Source organism: Bradyrhizobium sp. 2S1, from assembly GCF_011516625.5.
Taxonomy (GTDB): domain Bacteria; phylum Pseudomonadota; class Alphaproteobacteria; order Rhizobiales; family Xanthobacteraceae; genus Bradyrhizobium; species Bradyrhizobium septentrionale.
In genome coordinates, this window is the sequence record NZ_CP147717.1 from 8,543,807 (window position 1) to 8,560,094 (window position 16,288).

A 16,288-nucleotide genomic window follows, 5' to 3' on the forward strand; every position below is an offset into this window, starting at 1 on the left:
TGCATATCACGCATAGATCACGGCTTTTCAACTGTAGAATTCGTTGCCGCATCAAATAGTTACCTGGGTACCCACTTCAACCACCCGGCCGGTCGGGATCTGGAAATAGTCGGTGGCATCGTTGGCGGAGCGGCTCATCGCGATGAACAGATGGTCCTGCCATTGCGGCATCCCGGACTGGGCCGACGGCTTGAGCGAGCGGCGCGACACGAAGAACGACGTCGCCATGATGTCGAACTGCCAGCCGAGCTTGCGTGCGACCGCCAGCGCCTTCGGCACGTTCGGCGATTCCATGTAGCCGAAGCGGAGCCGCACCGCGGTGAACTTGTCGCTCACCTTCTCCATGTTGACGCGCTCCGACAGATCGACGCGCGGCGTCGGTGCGGTCTCGATGGTCAGGATCACGTTGTGCTCGTGCAGCACCTTGTTGTGCTTGAGATTGTGCAACAGCGCGGTCGGTACGAAACTGGGATCGCTGGTCAGGAACACCGCGGTGCCCTTGACGATGTGCGGCGGCCGCTTCTCCAAGCTGTGGATCAGGTCGCGCAGCGGCACCTCGATGCGGCGGGTCTTGGCGATCAAGATCGCGGCGCCGCGGCGCCAGGTCCAGATCATCGTCGCCATGACGGCGCCGAACAACAGCGGCACCCAGGCGCCCTCGAACAGCTTCAGCAGATTGGCGCTGAAGAAGGTCATGTCGACGATCACAAACGGCAGGATCAGTGCCGCGGCCGACGCCACGCGCCAGTTCCACAGCTTCCAGATCACGATGAAGCCCATGATGCCGTCGGCGACCATGGTGGTGGAGACCGCGATGCCGTAGGCCGAGGCGAGCCCGCTCGAGGTGCGGAACAGCAACACCAGCAGCAGCACGCCGACCAGCAGCAGCCGGTTGACGCGCGGCAAATAGATTTGCCCGGCATGGGTCTCCGAGGTGTAGCGGACCTCGAAGCGCGGCAATAGTCCGAGCTGCACCGCCTGGCTGATCAGCGAATAGGCGCCGGTGATGACGGCCTGGCTCGCGATCACGGTCGCGGCCGTGGCGAGCCCGACCAGCGGCAGCAACAGCACGTCGGGTACCATGCGGTAGAACGAGTTCTCGATCGCCGAGGGATCGGACAGCACCAGCGCACCCTGCCCGAAATAGTTCAGGAGCAGCGAGGGCAGCACGAAGAACAGCCAGCCTGACTGGATCGGCTTGCGGCCGAAATGCCCGAGATCGGCATACAGCGCCTCACCGCCGGTCACCGCGAGGAACACTGCGCCCAAGGTCACCAGGCCGATGGTGCCGTGGGTCAGCATGAACTGGAGCGCGTAATACGGATTGATCGCCGCCAGCACCGACGGATCGTCCGTGATGTGGACCAGCCCCATCACCGCCAGCACGGCGAACCACACCACCATCACCGGCCCGAAGGCGGAGGCGACGCGGGCGGTGCCGGAGCTCTGCACCGAGAACAGCAGGACGAGGATCAGGATCGTCAGCGGCACCACATAGTGCTCGAGATGCGGCGTGGCGAGCTTGAGACCTTCGACCGCCGACAGCACCGAGATCGCCGGCGTGATCATGGAATCGCCGATGAACATCGAGGCGCCGACCACGCCGAGCGCAAGCAGCGGCCAGCTGCGCCGTCCGATCGCGCGCTGGCCGAGCGCCATCAGCGACAGCGTGCCGCCCTCGCCATTGTTGTCGGCGCGCAGCAGCAGCAGCACGTATTTGGCGGTGACGACGGTGAACAGCGCCCACAGGATCAGGCTGAGCACCCCGAGCACCATGATGCGGGTGACCGGCTGGCCATGCGCGGCGCCGCCGACCGCCTCGCGGAATGCGTAGAGCGGCGACGTTCCGATATCGCCGAACACCACCCCGATGCTGCCCAGTGTCAGGGCCCAGAAGCCGGAGGTGCCTTGGCCCGTTCCTTGGCCTGTGCCTTGGCCCGAGCCTTGCCCCTCCTGGGCTTCGGTGGATGAGACGCTGGCAGCCATGGCGAGATTGGAACGCCCGATCGGTTGATTTTGATCCGCGCGGCTATCGACGCTTCCGCTCCGCGTGTCAACCGCGCAACATTACGAGCTTGACGGTAGCATGTAACCCGGAGCTACGGCTTCAGATCCGGCGGCAGCGGCGGATTTTCCCGCATCAACGTGATCGTCACGCGACGGTTGGCCGGCAAGGTCGGATCGTCGGGAAACAGCGGCTGGCCGTCAGCTTTGCCGGAAACCGCGAAGATATGGGACGGCGGCAGCCCTTCCCGCTCCAGGATCTGCCGCACCGCATTGGCGCGGTCCGCGGACAGGTCGAAGGCGTCGTAGTCGCTGCGCGCCGGCACGAAGCCTGCGGCTGTATGCCCCACGATCGCGACCCGCAGCGGCGTCGCCTTCAAGGGAGCTGCGAGCCTCTGGATCAGCCGGCGGGTGCGCTCATAGGGCTCCCTGGACCCGTCGGCGAACATCGAGCGGCCGTCCTGGTCGACGATCTCGAGGTTTAACCCCTCCTTGGTCTCCTCGAACATGATGTTCTTGGAAATCTCGGTCAATTCCGGCATGTCCTGCAGCGCCTGGCGCAGCGAGGCGGAGGCGAGCGCGAATTCGCGGTCGATCTTCAGCCGCGCGCCGTTGATCTGGCTGCGCTCCTTCTCGTCCGGCGTCGGATTGGCCGAGGACTCCTCCGGCGAGATGTGTTCGACATTCTTCAGCTTCGGCCGGGTCGGCAGGCCGTCGGACTCGACGATGCCGGAATAGCGCACGTCGGTCTGCACGCCGAAGGCGTCGCGCATCGAGCCGGCGACGATCTTCAGCTTGTTGTTGTCCATGGTGGAGAACGCGACGAGCATCACGAAGAAGCTCATCATCAGGCCCATCAGGTCGGCGAAGGTCACGAACCAGCCGTGACCTCCACCGTGAGCGTCGCCGCGCTTTTTCTTGGCCATCGCTGCGTTTCCTGAAAGCGCCGTCCGGTCAGGCCGGGACCGGCTCGCCTTCCTCGTTGCGATGCTTCTCCGGCAAATAGGCGAGCAGCATCTCGCGCACCAGCGCCGGGCTCTTGGAGTCGCGGATCATCAGGATGCCGTCGATGATCAGCGTGCGGTTGGTCTCCTCGTCGAGCAGCTTGCCGTGCAGCTTGTCGGCGATCGGCAGGCAGAACAGGTTGGCGACCAGCGCGCCGTACAGCGTCGCGAGCAGCGCCGTCGCCATGAACGGGCCGAGCTTGGAGGGGTCGGTCATGTTGGCGAACATCTGCACCATGCCGATCAGCGTGCCGATCATGCCGAACGCCGGCGCGCAGTCGCCGATCGCGCGATAGATCTTGCTGCCCTCGTCGAGGTGCATCAGGAAATTGTCGCGGTCGCGTTCCATGTTGTCGCGGATGAATTCGAGGTCGTAGCCGTCGGCGACGTAGCGGATGCCCTTGGCGAGGAACGGCTCGTCGGTCTCGACCTTCTCGAGGCCGACCGGGCCCTGCTTGCGGGCGATCTCGGCGATGCGGGCGAGCTCGTCGACGAGGTCGCGGGCCGAGAGCCGGCTCATGGTGAAGGCAAATTTGGCTCCGAGCGGCAGGCCGTGCAGCATCACGCCGAGCGGAAAGCGGATCATCGTCGCCGCGATCGAACCGCCGAAGATGATGATCATGGCGTGTTCGGAGATGAACATGTGCAGGTCGCCGCCCATGAACATCATCACCGCGATGACGATGATGCCGGCCAACAGCCCGGCGCCTGTCATGATATCCATGAAAAACTCCAACGCGAACGCAACCCGCCTGTCCTGGACGGCGCGCAGCCCAAGGCGGGCCGCGTGGAAAAACCCTAACGTTAATGCCATTAAGGACGCGTTACCGAATTTGGTAGGGATAACAACGGTAAACGCCGGTCTTTTCGCGATGTCGTTGAAGATGCTGGCTTTCCGCATGCGACGCTGCCGCTGCATGCGCAAAAGGCCTCCCCGTAGAACAACGGACATGAGATAGGTTGGCTCAGAGCGTTTTCGAGCGAAGTGGCCACCGGTTCGCGTGAAGAAAACGCGTCAAAACAAGAATCTAGAGCTCCGTTCCGATTCCATCGGAACGGAAACGGCTCTAGAGGAAACGAACCAATGAGCAGGACAGGATGAAGGCGGTCGTCGTCGAGCAATATGCGCCCATCGATCAGATCGGGTTGAAGGAGATCGCCACTCCCGAACCTGGCCCCGGACAAATCCGCGTCCGGGTCCACGCCGCGAGCATCGGCTTTGTCGACGGGCTGAAGGTCGAGGGCCGCTACCAGACCAAGGATCCCCTGCCCTTTACGCCCGGCGCGGAATTCGCCGGCGTGGTCGATCAGGTCGCGAGCGACGTCACCGGCATCACGCCGGGCATGCGGGTGATGGGCGCGGCGCGCTCGGGCGCGCTGGCCGAGCAGATCGTGGTGCCGCCTGCCGCCGTCGAGATCATGCCCGACGGCCTGTCGATGGAGGCCGCAGCCGCCTTCCGCACCAACTACCTCACCGCGCTCTATGCACTCGGCGAGCGCGGCCGGCTGCAATCCGGCGCGCAGTTGCTCGTGCTCGGTGCCGCCGGCGGCACCGGGATTGCCGCGATCCAGATCGGCAAGCTGCTCGGCGCGCGGGTCGTCGCCGCGGCCTCGACCGAGGAGAAGCGCAACTTCGCCGCAAGCTTTGGCGCTGATGCTGTCGTCGACTACACGAGACCCGATTGGCGCGACGCGCTGAAGGACGCAACCGGCGGCCATGGCCCCGACGTGATCTTCGATCCGGTCGGCGGCGAGGTCTCGCTGCAGGCGTTCCGCTCGATCGCCTGGAACGGCCGCCATGTCGTGGTCGGCTTTGCGGCAGGCAGCATCCCCGCGCTGCCGTTCAATCTGCCGCTGTTGAAAGGTGGGCTTCTGATCGGCGTCGACGCCGCCCAGATCGCGCGCCGCGAACCCGAGGCGCAGGCGCGCGTGATGATGCAATTGTCGGCATGGCTGAACGACGGCCGACTGACGCCGGTGGTCGGCAAGGTGTTTGCGTTCGAGGATTTCCGTGCAGCGTTCACAACGATGCAGACCCGCGCGGCGCTCGGCAAGATGGTGGTGCGGATCGGGTAGCGGGAGGGACACCGCCGTCACGTCATACTCACTGTCGTCCCGGCGAAAGCCGGGACCCATAACCACAGGGTTCTGTTGTTGAACACGCTATGGCCCCAGCGTCGCTCGCATAATTGCCATTCGTGGTTATGGGTCCCGGGTCGCGCTTCGCTTGCCCGGGACGACACTGAAATTGTCGCAGCGTTTGTGACGTGACCCACGCATCGGTATTCTCGCGACATGAATCGTCCGAGTCTTGCATCTCGTTTGCCCTCTCTCTTGAAGAGGGCGCAGGGAAAGCCGGGTGCCGATCGCACCCATGGGCCCCGAGCAAAGGTAGAAAGCTCGGGGGTAGGACCACAGGTGTAACCGGAGCAATCCGGCTTTCCCTGCGCGATGGGTTACGGCTTACTTCGTGCTCTCCCCGGCGAGACTGGGCTTGCTTGTCACCGCCGTCGCAACACACCTTCGCGTGTTGCGACGAGACACCTGCCGCTAGGGCGTCAGGACCACACGACTTCACCGTCCGCCTCATGCGCACTCGTCAGTTGCGCAATCGGCGTCCACCGCATCTCACACCGCGTTCGTGACGATCGCGAAGCGCCCCTCGATCGGGTGAGACGGCGGCATTAGACTGCTGAGTTGGGGGCCGCATCAAGAGGAATTTCCGAAAAAAACGAAATCGTGCTATCATTGGAGATTGCCGGGTTATGCCGAGTTGCCTGTCGTCGAGGCCGCTCGCGGACGCATCAGCCGGCGCGCGGCCCCATGCCCGGCACTATCACACGTTATTGTCGCCGGGTTCCGTGCCGCCTACCGTTTGCCGAAAACGGCAGCGGGACAGATAAATGCAGGACATGCTGACGCATCTCGAGAAACTTCGCACCGACGCTGCGGAGTGCGCCCTGATCCGCGACCTGGCCACGGACATCCAGAAGCGCGAACTGTTTGCCAAGCTTGCCGAGGATCTTGCGGCCCTCGCCGCGGAAGTCGAGAAGGCCATTGCCGCGGCCCGCAAAGAGGGCGAAGCCAGCTAGGGCATGCATGTGCTCAGAAATCCGCGACGTCCACTTGTCCGCCAACGGCGGCGCAGAAACGAACATTGCACGAGGTCTGCGAAGGGCCAGAAATAGACTCGGCGCCACCGCGACGACAATCAAGGTGGCCGACTAATGGCGGGCCGCTAGCGCAGCCACATCGGAACAGCCATTACGATGGAATGCTGCCGGTCTGTTTCAACGGAATCGGCTAAAGGCGACATCGCTGCGGAGTGGCTTGCAGCTCAGAACGACTTCTTCACCCTTTACTTGGCAGACTGCGCCCGCTAGCGGTTAGGCTCCCGATTGTGCTTTGATGCCACTTGTGGAGGGACGTTCCGTGGAAGGTCCTTTTGAGAGGCGATTAGCAGCCATCCCGGCGGCCGACGTGGTCGGATACTCCGCCATGATGGAGCGCGCCCTCGGGGGCCAACCAGAGACGTCACGCCCCTTGCAAGCTTTCCGGCAATCGATGTAGTCTTTTCCGTGAGAGCTGCCACCGGGGCGTGCCGAAATCCCCGAGGATTGCAATAGGCAGCCGCTGGTGCTGTCGGCAGGCGTTCCAGCTCTATTCTTTACAATTGCAAATACGCGATCGTGCGGTCACGCTTCGGGGTCCGTCATGCAATTTTCGCGCTGCAACTTTTTTCAACTACTAGCGGCGGATGCCGCCGCGCTCTCGGCCATCTCGCACGCCGCCGTCGCGCATATCAGAGGCGGCCGATCCGGCTCGGGCATCAGGAGAATGTCTTCGAGGTGAGATTATTGGCCGTTGGTGTCGAACGCGGTCGAGAAGATCACCGAGTCGCAGCTTCCGCCTAAAGACAGCGCGCGTGCCCGACAGCAGCGGCAAGTTTAATGGGAGGAGCCAGCATGCGAATGACCTTGAACGGGCAGACGACAGATATTGACCTCGACGCCGGCAAGCCGCTGCTCTGGGTTTTGCGAGATGATCTCGGTTTGGTTGGCACCAAATACGGTTGCGGCCAGGCTCTTTGCGGGGCCTGCACCGTTCTCATCGACGGACAACCCGCGCGCGCCTGCCAGACAACGATCGCTGATGCTGAAGGCCGAAGCATCGTCACCATCGAGGGCGTCTCCGGAAAGGTGGCTGAGGTCGTTCAGACGACCTGGACCAAACTCGACGTCCCGCAGTGCGGTTACTGTCAGTCGGGTCAGGTGGTAGCTACGATCGCCTTGCTAACAGCGAACCGGAAGCCGACCGACACCGACATCGATGACGCGCTCAGTGGTAATCTCTGCCGCTGCAGCACTTATCATCGCATTAGAGCTGCCGTCCACGAAGCCGCCAAGCTGCTGGAGGCCTGACATGCACGACTCATCTCTTGCTTCGCTCCCGCCCGGCTCGGAGCCATCTCGTCGTTCGTTCCTCATCGGGGCGACAGCGCTCGGTTCGAGCCTCGTCGTCGGCTTCTCAGCGAAGTCTGATGTAGTACCGGATGCCGCCAAGCCGGGCGCGAACCCATTTGTCGGATATGTGCAGATCGCGCCAGACGACACTGTGACGATCCACTCGTCGCAAATGGACATGGGCCAAGGTATCTATCACGGCATTGCCACTCTGGTTCAGGAAGAGCTCGATGCCGACTGGTCGAAAGTGACCGTGGTCGGCGGGGCCGGGAATACAGCGCTGTACGGCAACATTCCCTTTGGCGGGAAGATTCAGATGACCGGCGGATCCAGCGGGACCGCCTCGTCCTGGGAGCGTTATCGCCGGGCTGGCGCGACCGCGCGCACGATGCTGATCGCGGCTGCCGCGGAACACTGGAATGTGCCGGTCGCCGAGATCAAGGCGGAGAACGGCGTTGTGAGCCACGCGTCCGGCAAGTCGGCGACCTATGGTGCGCTGGCCGCGAGTGCCGCGAGTGGTCCGGTTCCGACGAGCGTCGCCTTGAAGCAGCCCAGCGAATGGAAATACATCGGCAACCTAGCGCTGCCTCGATACGACTCCCGGCCCAAATCCAACGGCACGCAGCGGTACACGATCGACCTGCGCGAGCCTGGCATCCTCACGGCGGTGGTGATCCATCCGCCGCTCTTTGGCGCGACGTTGAAATCCTTCGAGGGATCGAAAGCCAAGGCGATGAGGGGCGTTGTCGACGTTGTCGAAATCCCGCGGGGCGTCGCGGTCGTTGCGACGGGAATGTGGGAGGCCATGAAAGCCCGCGAGGTCGTCAGCGTTGAGTGGGAGGATACCAAAGCCGAGAAGCGAGGTTCTAGCGAGATCACCGCAGAATATCGCGCTGCCGCCCAGAAAGGGGGCGAAGTCGTTGTAGCCAATGTCGGCGACGTCGATGCGGCGTTTATGAAAGCAACGAAGGTGATCGAATCGCAGTATGAATTCCCATACTTGGCGCATGCTCCGTTGGAGCCGATCAACGCTGCCGCAAGAATGAATCCTGATGGGACGCTCGAAGTATGGGGCGGCCATCAGATGCCCGACCTTTATCAGGCGGTTGCAGCCAAGGTTGCCGGCATTGCACCGGATAAGGTGATTTTGCGCGTGATGAAGACCGGGGGCGGTTTCGGTCGACGCGCTTCCGTCGATTCCGACATCATTGTCGAGGCGGTCGCGACGGCGAGAGCGATCGGATGGAAAGCGCCCGTCAAGGTCCAGTGGACCCGCGAAGATGACATGCGCGCCGGTCGCTACCGTCCAGCTTTCATCCACAAAATGAGGGCGGGGCTCGACGAGAACGGCAGTCTGATCGCTCTTCGCGACACACTCGTTGGCCAGTCCATCTCCAAAGGCACGGTGATGGAGGCGGGTCTCGTCAAGAATGGAGTGGACGTGCTGTCGGTGGCGGGGATGGCCAACCAGCCTTATGCCATTCCAAATCTGCGCGTCGACCTGACAACAACAACTTCCCCGGTGTCCGTGCTGTGGTGGCGCGCGGTGGGATCCACGCACACAGCGTACGCGCTCGAGGCCTTCATCGACGAGATCGCGCATGCAGTCGGCAAGGATCCGGTGGAGTTTCGGCTGGCCATGTTGAAGGACAAGCCGCGGCACGCGGCGGTCCTGCAGCTTGCCGCCGAAAAAGCCGGTTGGAACACGCCGCCCCCTGCGGGACGCTTTCGCGGCGTCGCCGTCGCCGAGTCGTTCCACTCCTATGTCGCGCAAGTGGCAGAGATTTCGGTCGACAACAAGGGACTGCCCAAGGTCCACCGCGTCGTCTGCGCCGTCGATTGCGGCATAGCCGTGAACCCCGATCAGGTTCGCGCACAGATGGAGGGAGGCATCGGATTCGGGCTTGGTGCGATCCTGAAATCACAGATTACGCTCGACAAGGGCCAGGTCGTCCAGGGCAATTTCGACGGCTACGACGTATTGAGAATCAACGAAATGCCAGCGGTCGAGGTTCACATCGTCAAATCGTCGGCTCCGCCAACCGGCGTCGGCGAACCCGGCGTTCCGCCGATCGGACCAGCGGTGGCCAATGCGATGTTCAAGGCGACCGGCAGGCGCATTCGCATCTTGCCGTTTGCAAATTCGGAAAACAGCTGAGCCCAACACTCGCCGATCAGCTCCTCGAACTCGTGATCGACGGCGTCAAGATCGCGACTTGCAGCACGGAAGACGAGGCGAGCACCTCGGCGCCCGGGGAGCGCTGGATCGTGCTCGATGGGCGCGGCGAGCCCCGCTGCGTGATCGAAACCACCGAGGTGACAAGTCGGCGCTTCAGCGAGGTCGATGCCGGCTTCGCGCGTGACGCAACTACTCCGGATAGACCTGAACGTCCTTCGGCCCCGGCTTGTTGAAAAGGATAAATACCAAGGGGTTGCCGGGCTCGGACATTGCATCGCTGCGCTGGCCCGTTATCTCTCCGGCCACGCCGCTTGTATACTCCGCAATCACCTCGCCGAAGCTATTGCGCTGGATCGCAACTTTCTGTCCGGCTTCGACCTTGTCGTTGAGCTTGACCAGATGCTCAACGAGACCGCCCGCGGTGGCCAGGATCGGGTACGCGCTGTTACCGACAAAGACAGTCACGTCCTTGCCTGTACGTCCCATCGGCCCGGCAACGATGCCGTGATGCTTGAGGACGTTCATTGTGCCTTCCACGAAGAGAGAGATCATCTCAGGGTCCAGGACGCGCGCAGCGCCGATTTCCGGCGTGAAGGACGGGATGCCGACGTCCATGAACGCGTTGTGCAGGACACCGGGATACACATGATTGTCGAAGATCTGGCCGACGGGATAGAGCTCAACCATCGCCTTGACCGCGGGCACATCCATGCCGCCAATATTGAATGCGGTAACTTCGAATCCGGTGGTCCCTGTGTGGAAGTCGATCGCGAAGTCGGCGTTCGGCCGCAGCAGCCGCTTGAACAGAAGCCCGGCGTGTCGGCTGGGTGCGGTGGCGCCGTTCTCGTTCCCGGGCCACTCCCGATTCATATCGATCAGATCGATGCCCCTGCCCTGGTTGGGCCATCTGCGCTGCATGCTTTCCAGGGCCGGGCGGGACACGTCCGTGACCGCCATCACCGTGCCCGACATCTGCGCCGGGTCGAGTTGGTTCATCACGGTCTGGACCGTATGCACGGAACTCATCTCGTCGCCATGCACGCCACTGGTCAGGACGCCGCGCTTGCCCGGCTTTGCTCCCTTTGCGACCGTCACAGACACATACCAGTGCTGTCCGGTTGGCATCTCAACGCCCTGAAAATACAAACGGTGTTTCTTCCCGGGCTCTAGGTCGTTGACGTCGAGCGCACTGACGACCTTTTTGCCTTCGATAACATCGCCGGTATAGACCGTTCCTGATGCCGGATTGCCAAGAGGTGTCGCTGCGCCCTGGGCATTCGCAGCACCAGCGTTGACGGCGACGGCGGCCGCGGAGCCGACCGTGGCAATGGATGCCATTATCAGATCGCGGCGATCGATGCCTTTTGCAGACTTCTCCGGCATGATGGTGTCCTCAGTGATTGTGAAAGGTAACGTTCGTACGACGGCACAGCATACCCTTTGAACCCTGGTGCGCCTGGCCAGACACATTTAAACGCAATCTCAGGTGAGGTTGCCGCATCAAAATGGCACGCCCCGCACGCCGCCAAGCCTGCCCAAAAGCGGTATCGGAGAGGCGCAGTTCGATGATCTTCCTCCTGAGAGGAGGGGTTTCTTTTACCAGAGATTGGCCGGACCATCATTGCTCAATCTCGTAAGGGAGGCAGGTCATGCCACTGACCGAAGGCGACGTCCTGGATACATTGAGCGACCCGGTAGCGCTTGGCATCGAGTTCTACGTGGATAAGAGAGCTGGCTCCGCAAATTCGGACAGTAGCTTGAGTGGATTTTCTGCCTGACAGCGGCGAGGATTCTTGCCGCGAATCAGGAGCGAAGATGACGAAGAAGAGCCGCCGGATGCATTCTCCGGCATTCAAGGCGAAGGTTGCTTTGGCTGCGGTCAAAGGCGACAAGACGCTGGCGGAGCTGGCGCAACTGTTTGATGTTCATCCGAACCAGATCACGATCTGGAAAAACCAGCTCCTGGAAGGCGCCGCCGGCGTGTTTGGGCATGACAAGGCGTCGGCCGAGACGCCGGTCGATTTGAAGGCGTTACATGCCAAGATCGGCGAGCTGGCGTTGGAAAACGATTTTTTGTCCGGCGCGCTCACCAAGGCGGGCCTGCTGAGCGCAAAGCGATGATCGACCGCGGTCATGATCTTTCTATCGTGCGCCAGGCGAAGGTCCTGAAGCTGGCTCGCAGCACGGTCTACTATGAACCTCGGCCAGTTTCGGCCGAGGACCTTGCCTTGATGCGTCGGCTCGATGAGCTGCATCTCGATTATCCCTTCGCGGGAGCGCGTATGCAGCGATCGTTGCTGCGGCGGGAGGGCGTATACGCCGGTCGCCGCCACATCGCGACGCTGATGAAGCGCATGGGGATCGAGGCGGTCTATCGTCGCCCGAACACGAGTAAGCCGGCACCGGGTCACAAGATCTACCCGTACCTGTTGCGCGGATTGAAGATCGAGCGGCCCGACCAGGCGTGGGCAATGGACATCACCTACATTCCGATGCGGCGTGGCTTCGTCTATCTCGCGGCGGTCGTCGATGTGTTCAGCCGACGGGTCCTGGCCCATCGCGTCTCGATCACAATGGAGGCGGCCTTCTGCGTCGAAGCGGTCCAGGAGGCGTTGGCGAAGCACGGCAGGCCCGAGATTTTCAACACGGACCAGGGCAGCCAGTTCACCAGCCTCGAGTTCACCGATGTGCTGCTGGACGCGAAGATCGCCATCAGCATGGACGGCAAGGGCGCCTGGCGCGACAACGTGTTTGTCGAGCGGCTCTGGCGCACGGTCAAATACGAAGAAGTTTATCTCCGCGCCTACGACAGCGTGTCCGAGGCGCGAGCGTCAATTGCCAAGTATCTGGCCTTCTACAATCAGGGACGCCCTCACTCGAGCCTTGACGGGCGCACGCCCGACGAGGCTTACTTCGGCACGCAAGCTATGGTGATGGCCGCATGACCGTCGCCGACGATTTTGTCGTCGCTCTGGTCGGGCTACGCCCTCCCGACGCAACGACAAAATCGAAAGGCCCCGCGTTCAGCATAACCCGGCAGGAATCCACTTAAATCCCGCGGGGCGCTGTCCAAACAACCGGCGCCAGCTCTAAGATTCACATTAAAGGCGAATACTTGACGACAGTTCGCGATCACATTCGCGCCGGCAATATCCTGGTCAAGGGCGGCACCGAGGATCTCGCCTTCTACGATCAAACGGCGGATATTCTGCTGACACAGAAGAAGTCACCGCCCGCAAATGACGGTGATCGGGCGCTGCTGCTGCATGAATGCGTCCACGCCATGATCGACGTCTATGATCCTGATGGCACCGTTACGCGCCACATGGGCGAATTGGCGGCCTATCTCACTCAAACGACCTATAGCGTGCGCAAGAATCCATCCGCTAACCGCACCGGCACAGCCGCCTGGGACAAGTTCTGGGGCGACTTGTATGCCACGGTGCGCGCCAACAGGCTCGACACCAGCGCGGGCAACGGCGTGAAGATTCCGTCGGCGACGCTCGAAAATTTGCGCCGGCAACTCGCTGCCTTGCCCTCAGTGAACTACGGAAGTTTCAGCAAAGAGGCGACCGGCGTATCAGATGGGCTGATCCGCATGAACATATTTCTGTCGACGACCGATGAACCCGTGTCCATGCGATCATCGAGCGTTGCCTACGAATCCAATCCAGATCCGAGCGATGGCTATTTGATCCGCACCTTAATGGAAGCCTATGCGAGCACCGATGTGAGAGGCTATGGCAAGCGCCTTCGCCAGCTCCGTCGGGACTTTCTGTTTTGCTCGCTGCCTCGCGCCCATGAGTTGCGGAGGCGGCTCTCACTGCGGAAGCGAGGAGACCGGCTCTCCGAATTGTTTCACGATCGCCTGTCGCGTGGCGGCCGCGCCATTCTTCTGCGTATTCTTGCGTTGCGAAGCTGACCGCGCCCAGGCCAGAGACGTTCGTCCCGCGCAGCGCTTGCGTGCCGGCCCGGGCCGGCTACGCTGTCCCCATGCCAAAGCCGATCCCCGAACGGTACCAGCACCTCCGCGCGTTCGCGTTCGGCGACAATCCCGCCCTCGCCGATCAACTCGTCGAACTCGTGACCGACGGCGTCAAGACCGCGACCTGCAGCACGGAAGACGAGCCGAACACCTCGGCGCCCGGGGAGCGCTGGATCGTGCTCGATGGTCGCGGCGAGCCCCGCTGCGTCATCGAAACCACCGAGGTGACGTATCGGCGCTTCAGTGAGGTCGATGCCAGCTTCGCGCGTGACGAGGGCGAAGGCGACCGAAGCCTGGCTTATTGGCGCGATGCGCATCGCGCTTTTTTCGGCCGCCTCGGAAGATTCAGCGAAGACGTGATGCTGATGTGCGAACGCTTTCGCCTGGTCGAGGTTTTCGGCGATCTCCCGGACGCGTAGCCGGGCGCTGCGGCCTGGTTTAGGGTCCCGTTCCGATTGAATCGGAACGGGACCCTAGATTCTCGTTTGACGCGTTTTCTTCACGCGAACCGGTATCCACTTCGCTCGAACGCTTTAAGGCGCGGCCCGGTTCGCTTGCCCGGCCTTGTACCTGAGCTCATCGATCAGCTGGGAGGCAGGCGCCGCCTGGCCGATCTGAGCGTCCACCGGCGATGGTGCAAGCGGCACGACCAGATCGCCGGTCCCCGCGGTCTTGTGAAGCCAGAGCGCGGTGACATAGAGAGCGGGAACGCGCAGAAGCCGGAGCTCGAAATCGTCCTTGCTCACCTCGGGCAAGCCACGAACCGTCCGGATCGCCTCCGCCGTGGACCCGACGGCGCGCCCTTCATTGAGGGCGGAGAGCACCTGTTCATCGCCGGTCCCGGTGGGGACCGCTTCCGCGGACGCAAGCGTTTGGTTGCCGTCGTGCACGAGAAAGATCCATCCGGTCGACTTTGCCGCCTGCAGGTCTTTCTTGGCCAGGAGATCGTCGAGACCCAGCGTGAACACTTGAAGGGGCTCGACAGCCTGGAGCGGCCCGGCAGCCTTGCTCAATGCCGGGGACCTGAGCGCCCTGTGGTGGGCGTCGCGGAAGATCGATTGCACAGCCTCGGTCGCCTGTGGTGGGGGGGACGGGGTGAGAACAGCCATCGAACGCTCCTCAGTATTTGGTGTAGTAGGTGTGGGTCCACGAACCAGTGCCCTGATACTTGGTCTGCAACGTCGTGTAGTTGACGTTCGAGCGACCATAGATCGGGTCGTCGACCGTGATCCAATCGATCCCCCCGGCGTGATAGTGCCCCATTATGCATAGGAAGTGGGCGCCGCCGCCAGACCAGGCCACTCTGATCCCGAGCGGGCGGGCGAACGTCACCTCGGTCTCGACCTGGGCGACGCTGGCAATGCCACCCACCCAATGGTCGAGATGGCCGACGATCGAGAGCGCCTGATCGAGATAGCCAGGCACGTTGCAGGCCCCGGACGCGCCCGCGCCGCAGCAATCATTGCGGCCGAGCTCCTGGTTGGCAACCCCGCACTGCGTCCACCCGCTTCCCGGCTTGTAAAACAGCGCGACGCTGGTCGCGGTCGCCGCCCAGCACCAGTTGGTCTGCTGCTGATGCTGCATCGAGAAGTACATCTCGTCGAGCCACCAGATCGTATAGATGTGCTGATCGGTCCCGACGACGAAGACGTCCAGGATGTCCGGATAGCGGCTCAGCGCGTTGATGGACGTGTTCGGGGCGGCAACTCCGCCGGCGATCTTGAACCAGTTGCTCCATCCGCTGCTGGCGTCCCACCAAACACTGTAGACGCCATGATCCGTGCCGACGGCAAAGACGTCGAGGTGGTTGGGAGCGGGACACGACGTTGATCGACGTATTGGGAGCCGCGACCCCGCCGCTCACGTTGAACCAGTTCGCCGCCCATCCGCCGTTGGCGTCCCACCAGATGCTGTAGATCCTGTGGTCGGTACCGACAGCGAACAAATCGATATGCGTCGGATATCTTGCGACGGCCGCAATGGAGGTGTTCGGCGCCGCGGCGCCGCCCGCGACCCTGAACCAGTGCGCCCATCCGCCGTTGACGTCCCACCACGTGCTGTAGATGCCGTGGTCCGATCCGACGGCAAACAGGTCGATATGGTTGGGGTTGCGGGCAAGCGCCGTGATCGACGTGCCCGGGGCAGCCACCCCGCCGCTCACGTTGAACCAGCTTCCCGCCCATCCGCCGTTGGCGTCCCACCAGATGCTGTAGATTCTCATGTCCGTTCCGACAGCGAACAGGTCGAGATGATTGGGGTTGCGGGCGATCGCCGCGACCGAGGTGCCGGGGGCAGCCGCGCCGCCGGCGACCCTGAACCAGCTCCCGGCCCATCCGCCGTTGGCGTCCCACCAGATGCTGTAGATGCCGTGGTCCGACCCCACTGCGAACAGATCGAGATGGTTGGGGTTGCGGGCGACCACCGTGATGGTCGTCCCCGGGGCAGCGACACCGCCGGCGACCCTGAACCAGTTCGACCATCCCGTGGCGATATCCCACCACGCGCTGTAGATCCCGTTGTCGCTGCCGACACAGAAGACATCGAGATGCTGCGGGTACCTGGCAATCGAGGTGATTGACGTTCCGGGCGCGGCAACACCGCCGCTGACGCCGACCCAATTCGGAGCCCAACCCATAGTGCACTCCTCTCAAAA

The 16,288-nt window shown here is 62.7% G+C and carries 15 protein-coding genes; 8 read left to right on the forward strand and 7 right to left on the reverse strand.

Features of this window, described 5'->3' with window-relative positions:
• Window positions 1–51: 51 nt before the first annotated feature.
• The 3 genes from HAP54_RS40435 to HAP54_RS40445 all read right to left on the reverse strand — a co-directional run bounded on the left by HAP54_RS40435 (window position 52) and on the right by HAP54_RS40445 (window position 3,732).
• A complete protein-coding gene (locus tag HAP54_RS40435) occupies window positions 52–1,986 on the reverse strand; it encodes a potassium transporter Kup (RefSeq protein ID WP_166296789.1) in 1,935 nt (644 codons plus the stop codon).
• 113 nt (window positions 1,987–2,099) lie between these two features.
• On the reverse strand, window positions 2,100–2,930 hold the full coding sequence (locus HAP54_RS40440) for an OmpA/MotB family protein (protein WP_029078589.1): 831 nt from the start codon (window positions 2,928–2,930) through the stop codon (window positions 2,100–2,102).
• A 28-nt stretch (window positions 2,931–2,958) separates the two neighbouring features.
• Complete coding sequence (locus HAP54_RS40445) at window positions 2,959–3,732, reverse strand: motility protein A (RefSeq protein WP_029078588.1); 774 nt, start codon at window positions 3,730–3,732, stop codon at window positions 2,959–2,961.
• A 374-nt stretch (window positions 3,733–4,106) separates the two neighbouring features.
• Here HAP54_RS40445 and HAP54_RS40450 point away from each other — a divergent pair, with 374 nt between their 5' ends.
• The 5 genes from HAP54_RS40450 to HAP54_RS40470 all read left to right on the forward strand — a co-directional run bounded on the left by HAP54_RS40450 (window position 4,107) and on the right by HAP54_RS40470 (window position 9,883).
• Window positions 4,107–5,084 (forward strand): NADPH:quinone oxidoreductase family protein, encoded by a 978-nt coding sequence (locus HAP54_RS40450; protein WP_166296790.1) that lies wholly within the window; start codon window positions 4,107–4,109, stop codon window positions 5,082–5,084.
• Window positions 5,085–5,911: 827 nt separating this feature from the next.
• On the forward strand, window positions 5,912–6,100 hold the full coding sequence (locus HAP54_RS40455) for a hypothetical protein (RefSeq protein WP_166293448.1): 189 nt from the start codon (window positions 5,912–5,914) through the stop codon (window positions 6,098–6,100).
• A gap of 873 nt (window positions 6,101–6,973) precedes the next feature.
• Window positions 6,974–7,429, forward strand: coding sequence for a (2Fe-2S)-binding protein (locus HAP54_RS40460; protein ID WP_166296791.1), 456 nt, complete (start codon window positions 6,974–6,976; stop codon window positions 7,427–7,429).
• A 1-nt stretch (window position 7,430) separates the two neighbouring features.
• Complete coding sequence (locus HAP54_RS40465) at window positions 7,431–9,629, forward strand: xanthine dehydrogenase family protein molybdopterin-binding subunit (RefSeq protein ID WP_166296792.1); 2,199 nt, start codon at window positions 7,431–7,433, stop codon at window positions 9,627–9,629.
• Window positions 9,626–9,883 carry an ASCH domain-containing protein gene (locus HAP54_RS40470; protein WP_166306908.1) on the forward strand — a complete coding sequence of 86 codons (258 nt, stop codon included), beginning with the start codon at window positions 9,626–9,628 and terminating at the stop codon, window positions 9,881–9,883. The genes HAP54_RS40465 and HAP54_RS40470 overlap by 4 nt, the downstream gene beginning before the upstream one ends.
• Here the strand turns inward: HAP54_RS40470 and HAP54_RS40475 are convergent.
• On the reverse strand, window positions 9,840–11,033 hold the full coding sequence (locus HAP54_RS40475) for a M14 family metallopeptidase (RefSeq protein WP_166296793.1): 1,194 nt from the start codon (window positions 11,031–11,033) through the stop codon (window positions 9,840–9,842). The genes HAP54_RS40470 and HAP54_RS40475 overlap by 44 nt on opposite strands.
• Window positions 11,034–11,465: 432 nt before the next feature.
• Here HAP54_RS40475 and HAP54_RS40480 point away from each other — a divergent pair.
• The 3 genes from HAP54_RS40480 (at window position 11,466) to HAP54_RS40490 (ending at window position 14,054) form a co-directional block, all read left to right on the forward strand.
• A protein-coding gene (locus HAP54_RS40480) for an IS3-like element ISRj2 family transposase (protein WP_166204126.1) occupies window positions 11,466–12,595 on the forward strand; the annotation gives its coding sequence in 2 pieces (ribosomal slippage) (window positions 11,466–11,718 and window positions 11,718–12,595; 1,131 coding nt in all).
• 170 nt (window positions 12,596–12,765) lie between these two features.
• Entirely contained in the window at window positions 12,766–13,572 is an 807-nt protein-coding gene (locus HAP54_RS40485) for a hypothetical protein (protein ID WP_224741573.1), read from the forward strand.
• Between the two features lie 71 nt (window positions 13,573–13,643).
• Window positions 13,644–14,054 carry an ASCH domain-containing protein gene (locus HAP54_RS40490; RefSeq protein ID WP_166306911.1) on the forward strand — a complete coding sequence of 137 codons (411 nt, stop codon included), beginning with the start codon at window positions 13,644–13,646 and terminating at the stop codon, window positions 14,052–14,054.
• A gap of 114 nt (window positions 14,055–14,168) precedes the next feature.
• On the opposite strand, the gene HAP54_RS40495 is transcribed toward HAP54_RS40490, so the two are convergent.
• Genes HAP54_RS40495 through HAP54_RS40505 form a run of 3 tightly spaced genes read right to left on the reverse strand, consistent with a single transcriptional unit; the run spans window position 14,169 to window position 16,270 of the window.
• Window positions 14,169–14,744 carry a hypothetical protein gene (locus tag HAP54_RS40495; protein ID WP_166296794.1) on the reverse strand — a complete coding sequence of 192 codons (576 nt, stop codon included), beginning with the start codon at window positions 14,742–14,744 and terminating at the stop codon, window positions 14,169–14,171.
• 10 nt (window positions 14,745–14,754) lie between these two features.
• Window positions 14,755–15,162, reverse strand: coding sequence for a hypothetical protein (locus HAP54_RS40500; RefSeq protein WP_224742011.1), 408 nt, complete (start codon window positions 15,160–15,162; stop codon window positions 14,755–14,757).
• Entirely contained in the window at window positions 15,095–16,270 is a 1,176-nt protein-coding gene (locus HAP54_RS40505) for a hypothetical protein (protein ID WP_224741572.1), read from the reverse strand. The genes HAP54_RS40500 and HAP54_RS40505 overlap by 68 nt, the downstream gene beginning before the upstream one ends.
• Window positions 16,271–16,288 lie beyond the last annotated feature (18 nt).

What these genes read in the sequence shown, in the direction of transcription:
- HAP54_RS40435 (WP_166296789.1), bottom strand. Translation starts at nt 1,986, where the DNA reads ATGGCTGCCAGCGTCTCATCCACCGAAGCCCAGGAGGGGCAAGGCTCG.
- HAP54_RS40440 (WP_029078589.1), bottom strand. Translation starts at nt 2,930, where the DNA reads ATGGCCAAGAAAAAGCGCGGCGACGCTCACGGTGGAGGTCACGGCTGG.
- HAP54_RS40445 (WP_029078588.1), bottom strand. Translation starts at nt 3,732, where the DNA reads ATGGATATCATGACAGGCGCCGGGCTGTTGGCCGGCATCATCGTCATC.
- HAP54_RS40450 (WP_166296790.1), top strand. Translation starts at nt 4,107, where the DNA reads ATGAAGGCGGTCGTCGTCGAGCAATATGCGCCCATCGATCAGATCGGG.
- HAP54_RS40455 (WP_166293448.1), top strand. Translation starts at nt 5,912, where the DNA reads ATGCAGGACATGCTGACGCATCTCGAGAAACTTCGCACCGACGCTGCG.
- HAP54_RS40460 (WP_166296791.1), top strand. Translation starts at nt 6,974, where the DNA reads ATGCGAATGACCTTGAACGGGCAGACGACAGATATTGACCTCGACGCC.
- HAP54_RS40465 (WP_166296792.1), top strand. Translation starts at nt 7,431, where the DNA reads ATGCACGACTCATCTCTTGCTTCGCTCCCGCCCGGCTCGGAGCCATCT.
- HAP54_RS40475 (WP_166296793.1), bottom strand. Translation starts at nt 11,033, where the DNA reads ATGCCGGAGAAGTCTGCAAAAGGCATCGATCGCCGCGATCTGATAATG.
- HAP54_RS40490 (WP_166306911.1), top strand. Translation starts at nt 13,644, where the DNA reads ATGCCAAAGCCGATCCCCGAACGGTACCAGCACCTCCGCGCGTTCGCG.
- HAP54_RS40495 (WP_166296794.1), bottom strand. Translation starts at nt 14,744, where the DNA reads ATGGCTGTTCTCACCCCGTCCCCCCCACCACAGGCGACCGAGGCTGTG.
- HAP54_RS40505 (WP_224741572.1), bottom strand. Translation starts at nt 16,270, where the DNA reads ATGGGTTGGGCTCCGAATTGGGTCGGCGTCAGCGGCGGTGTTGCCGCG.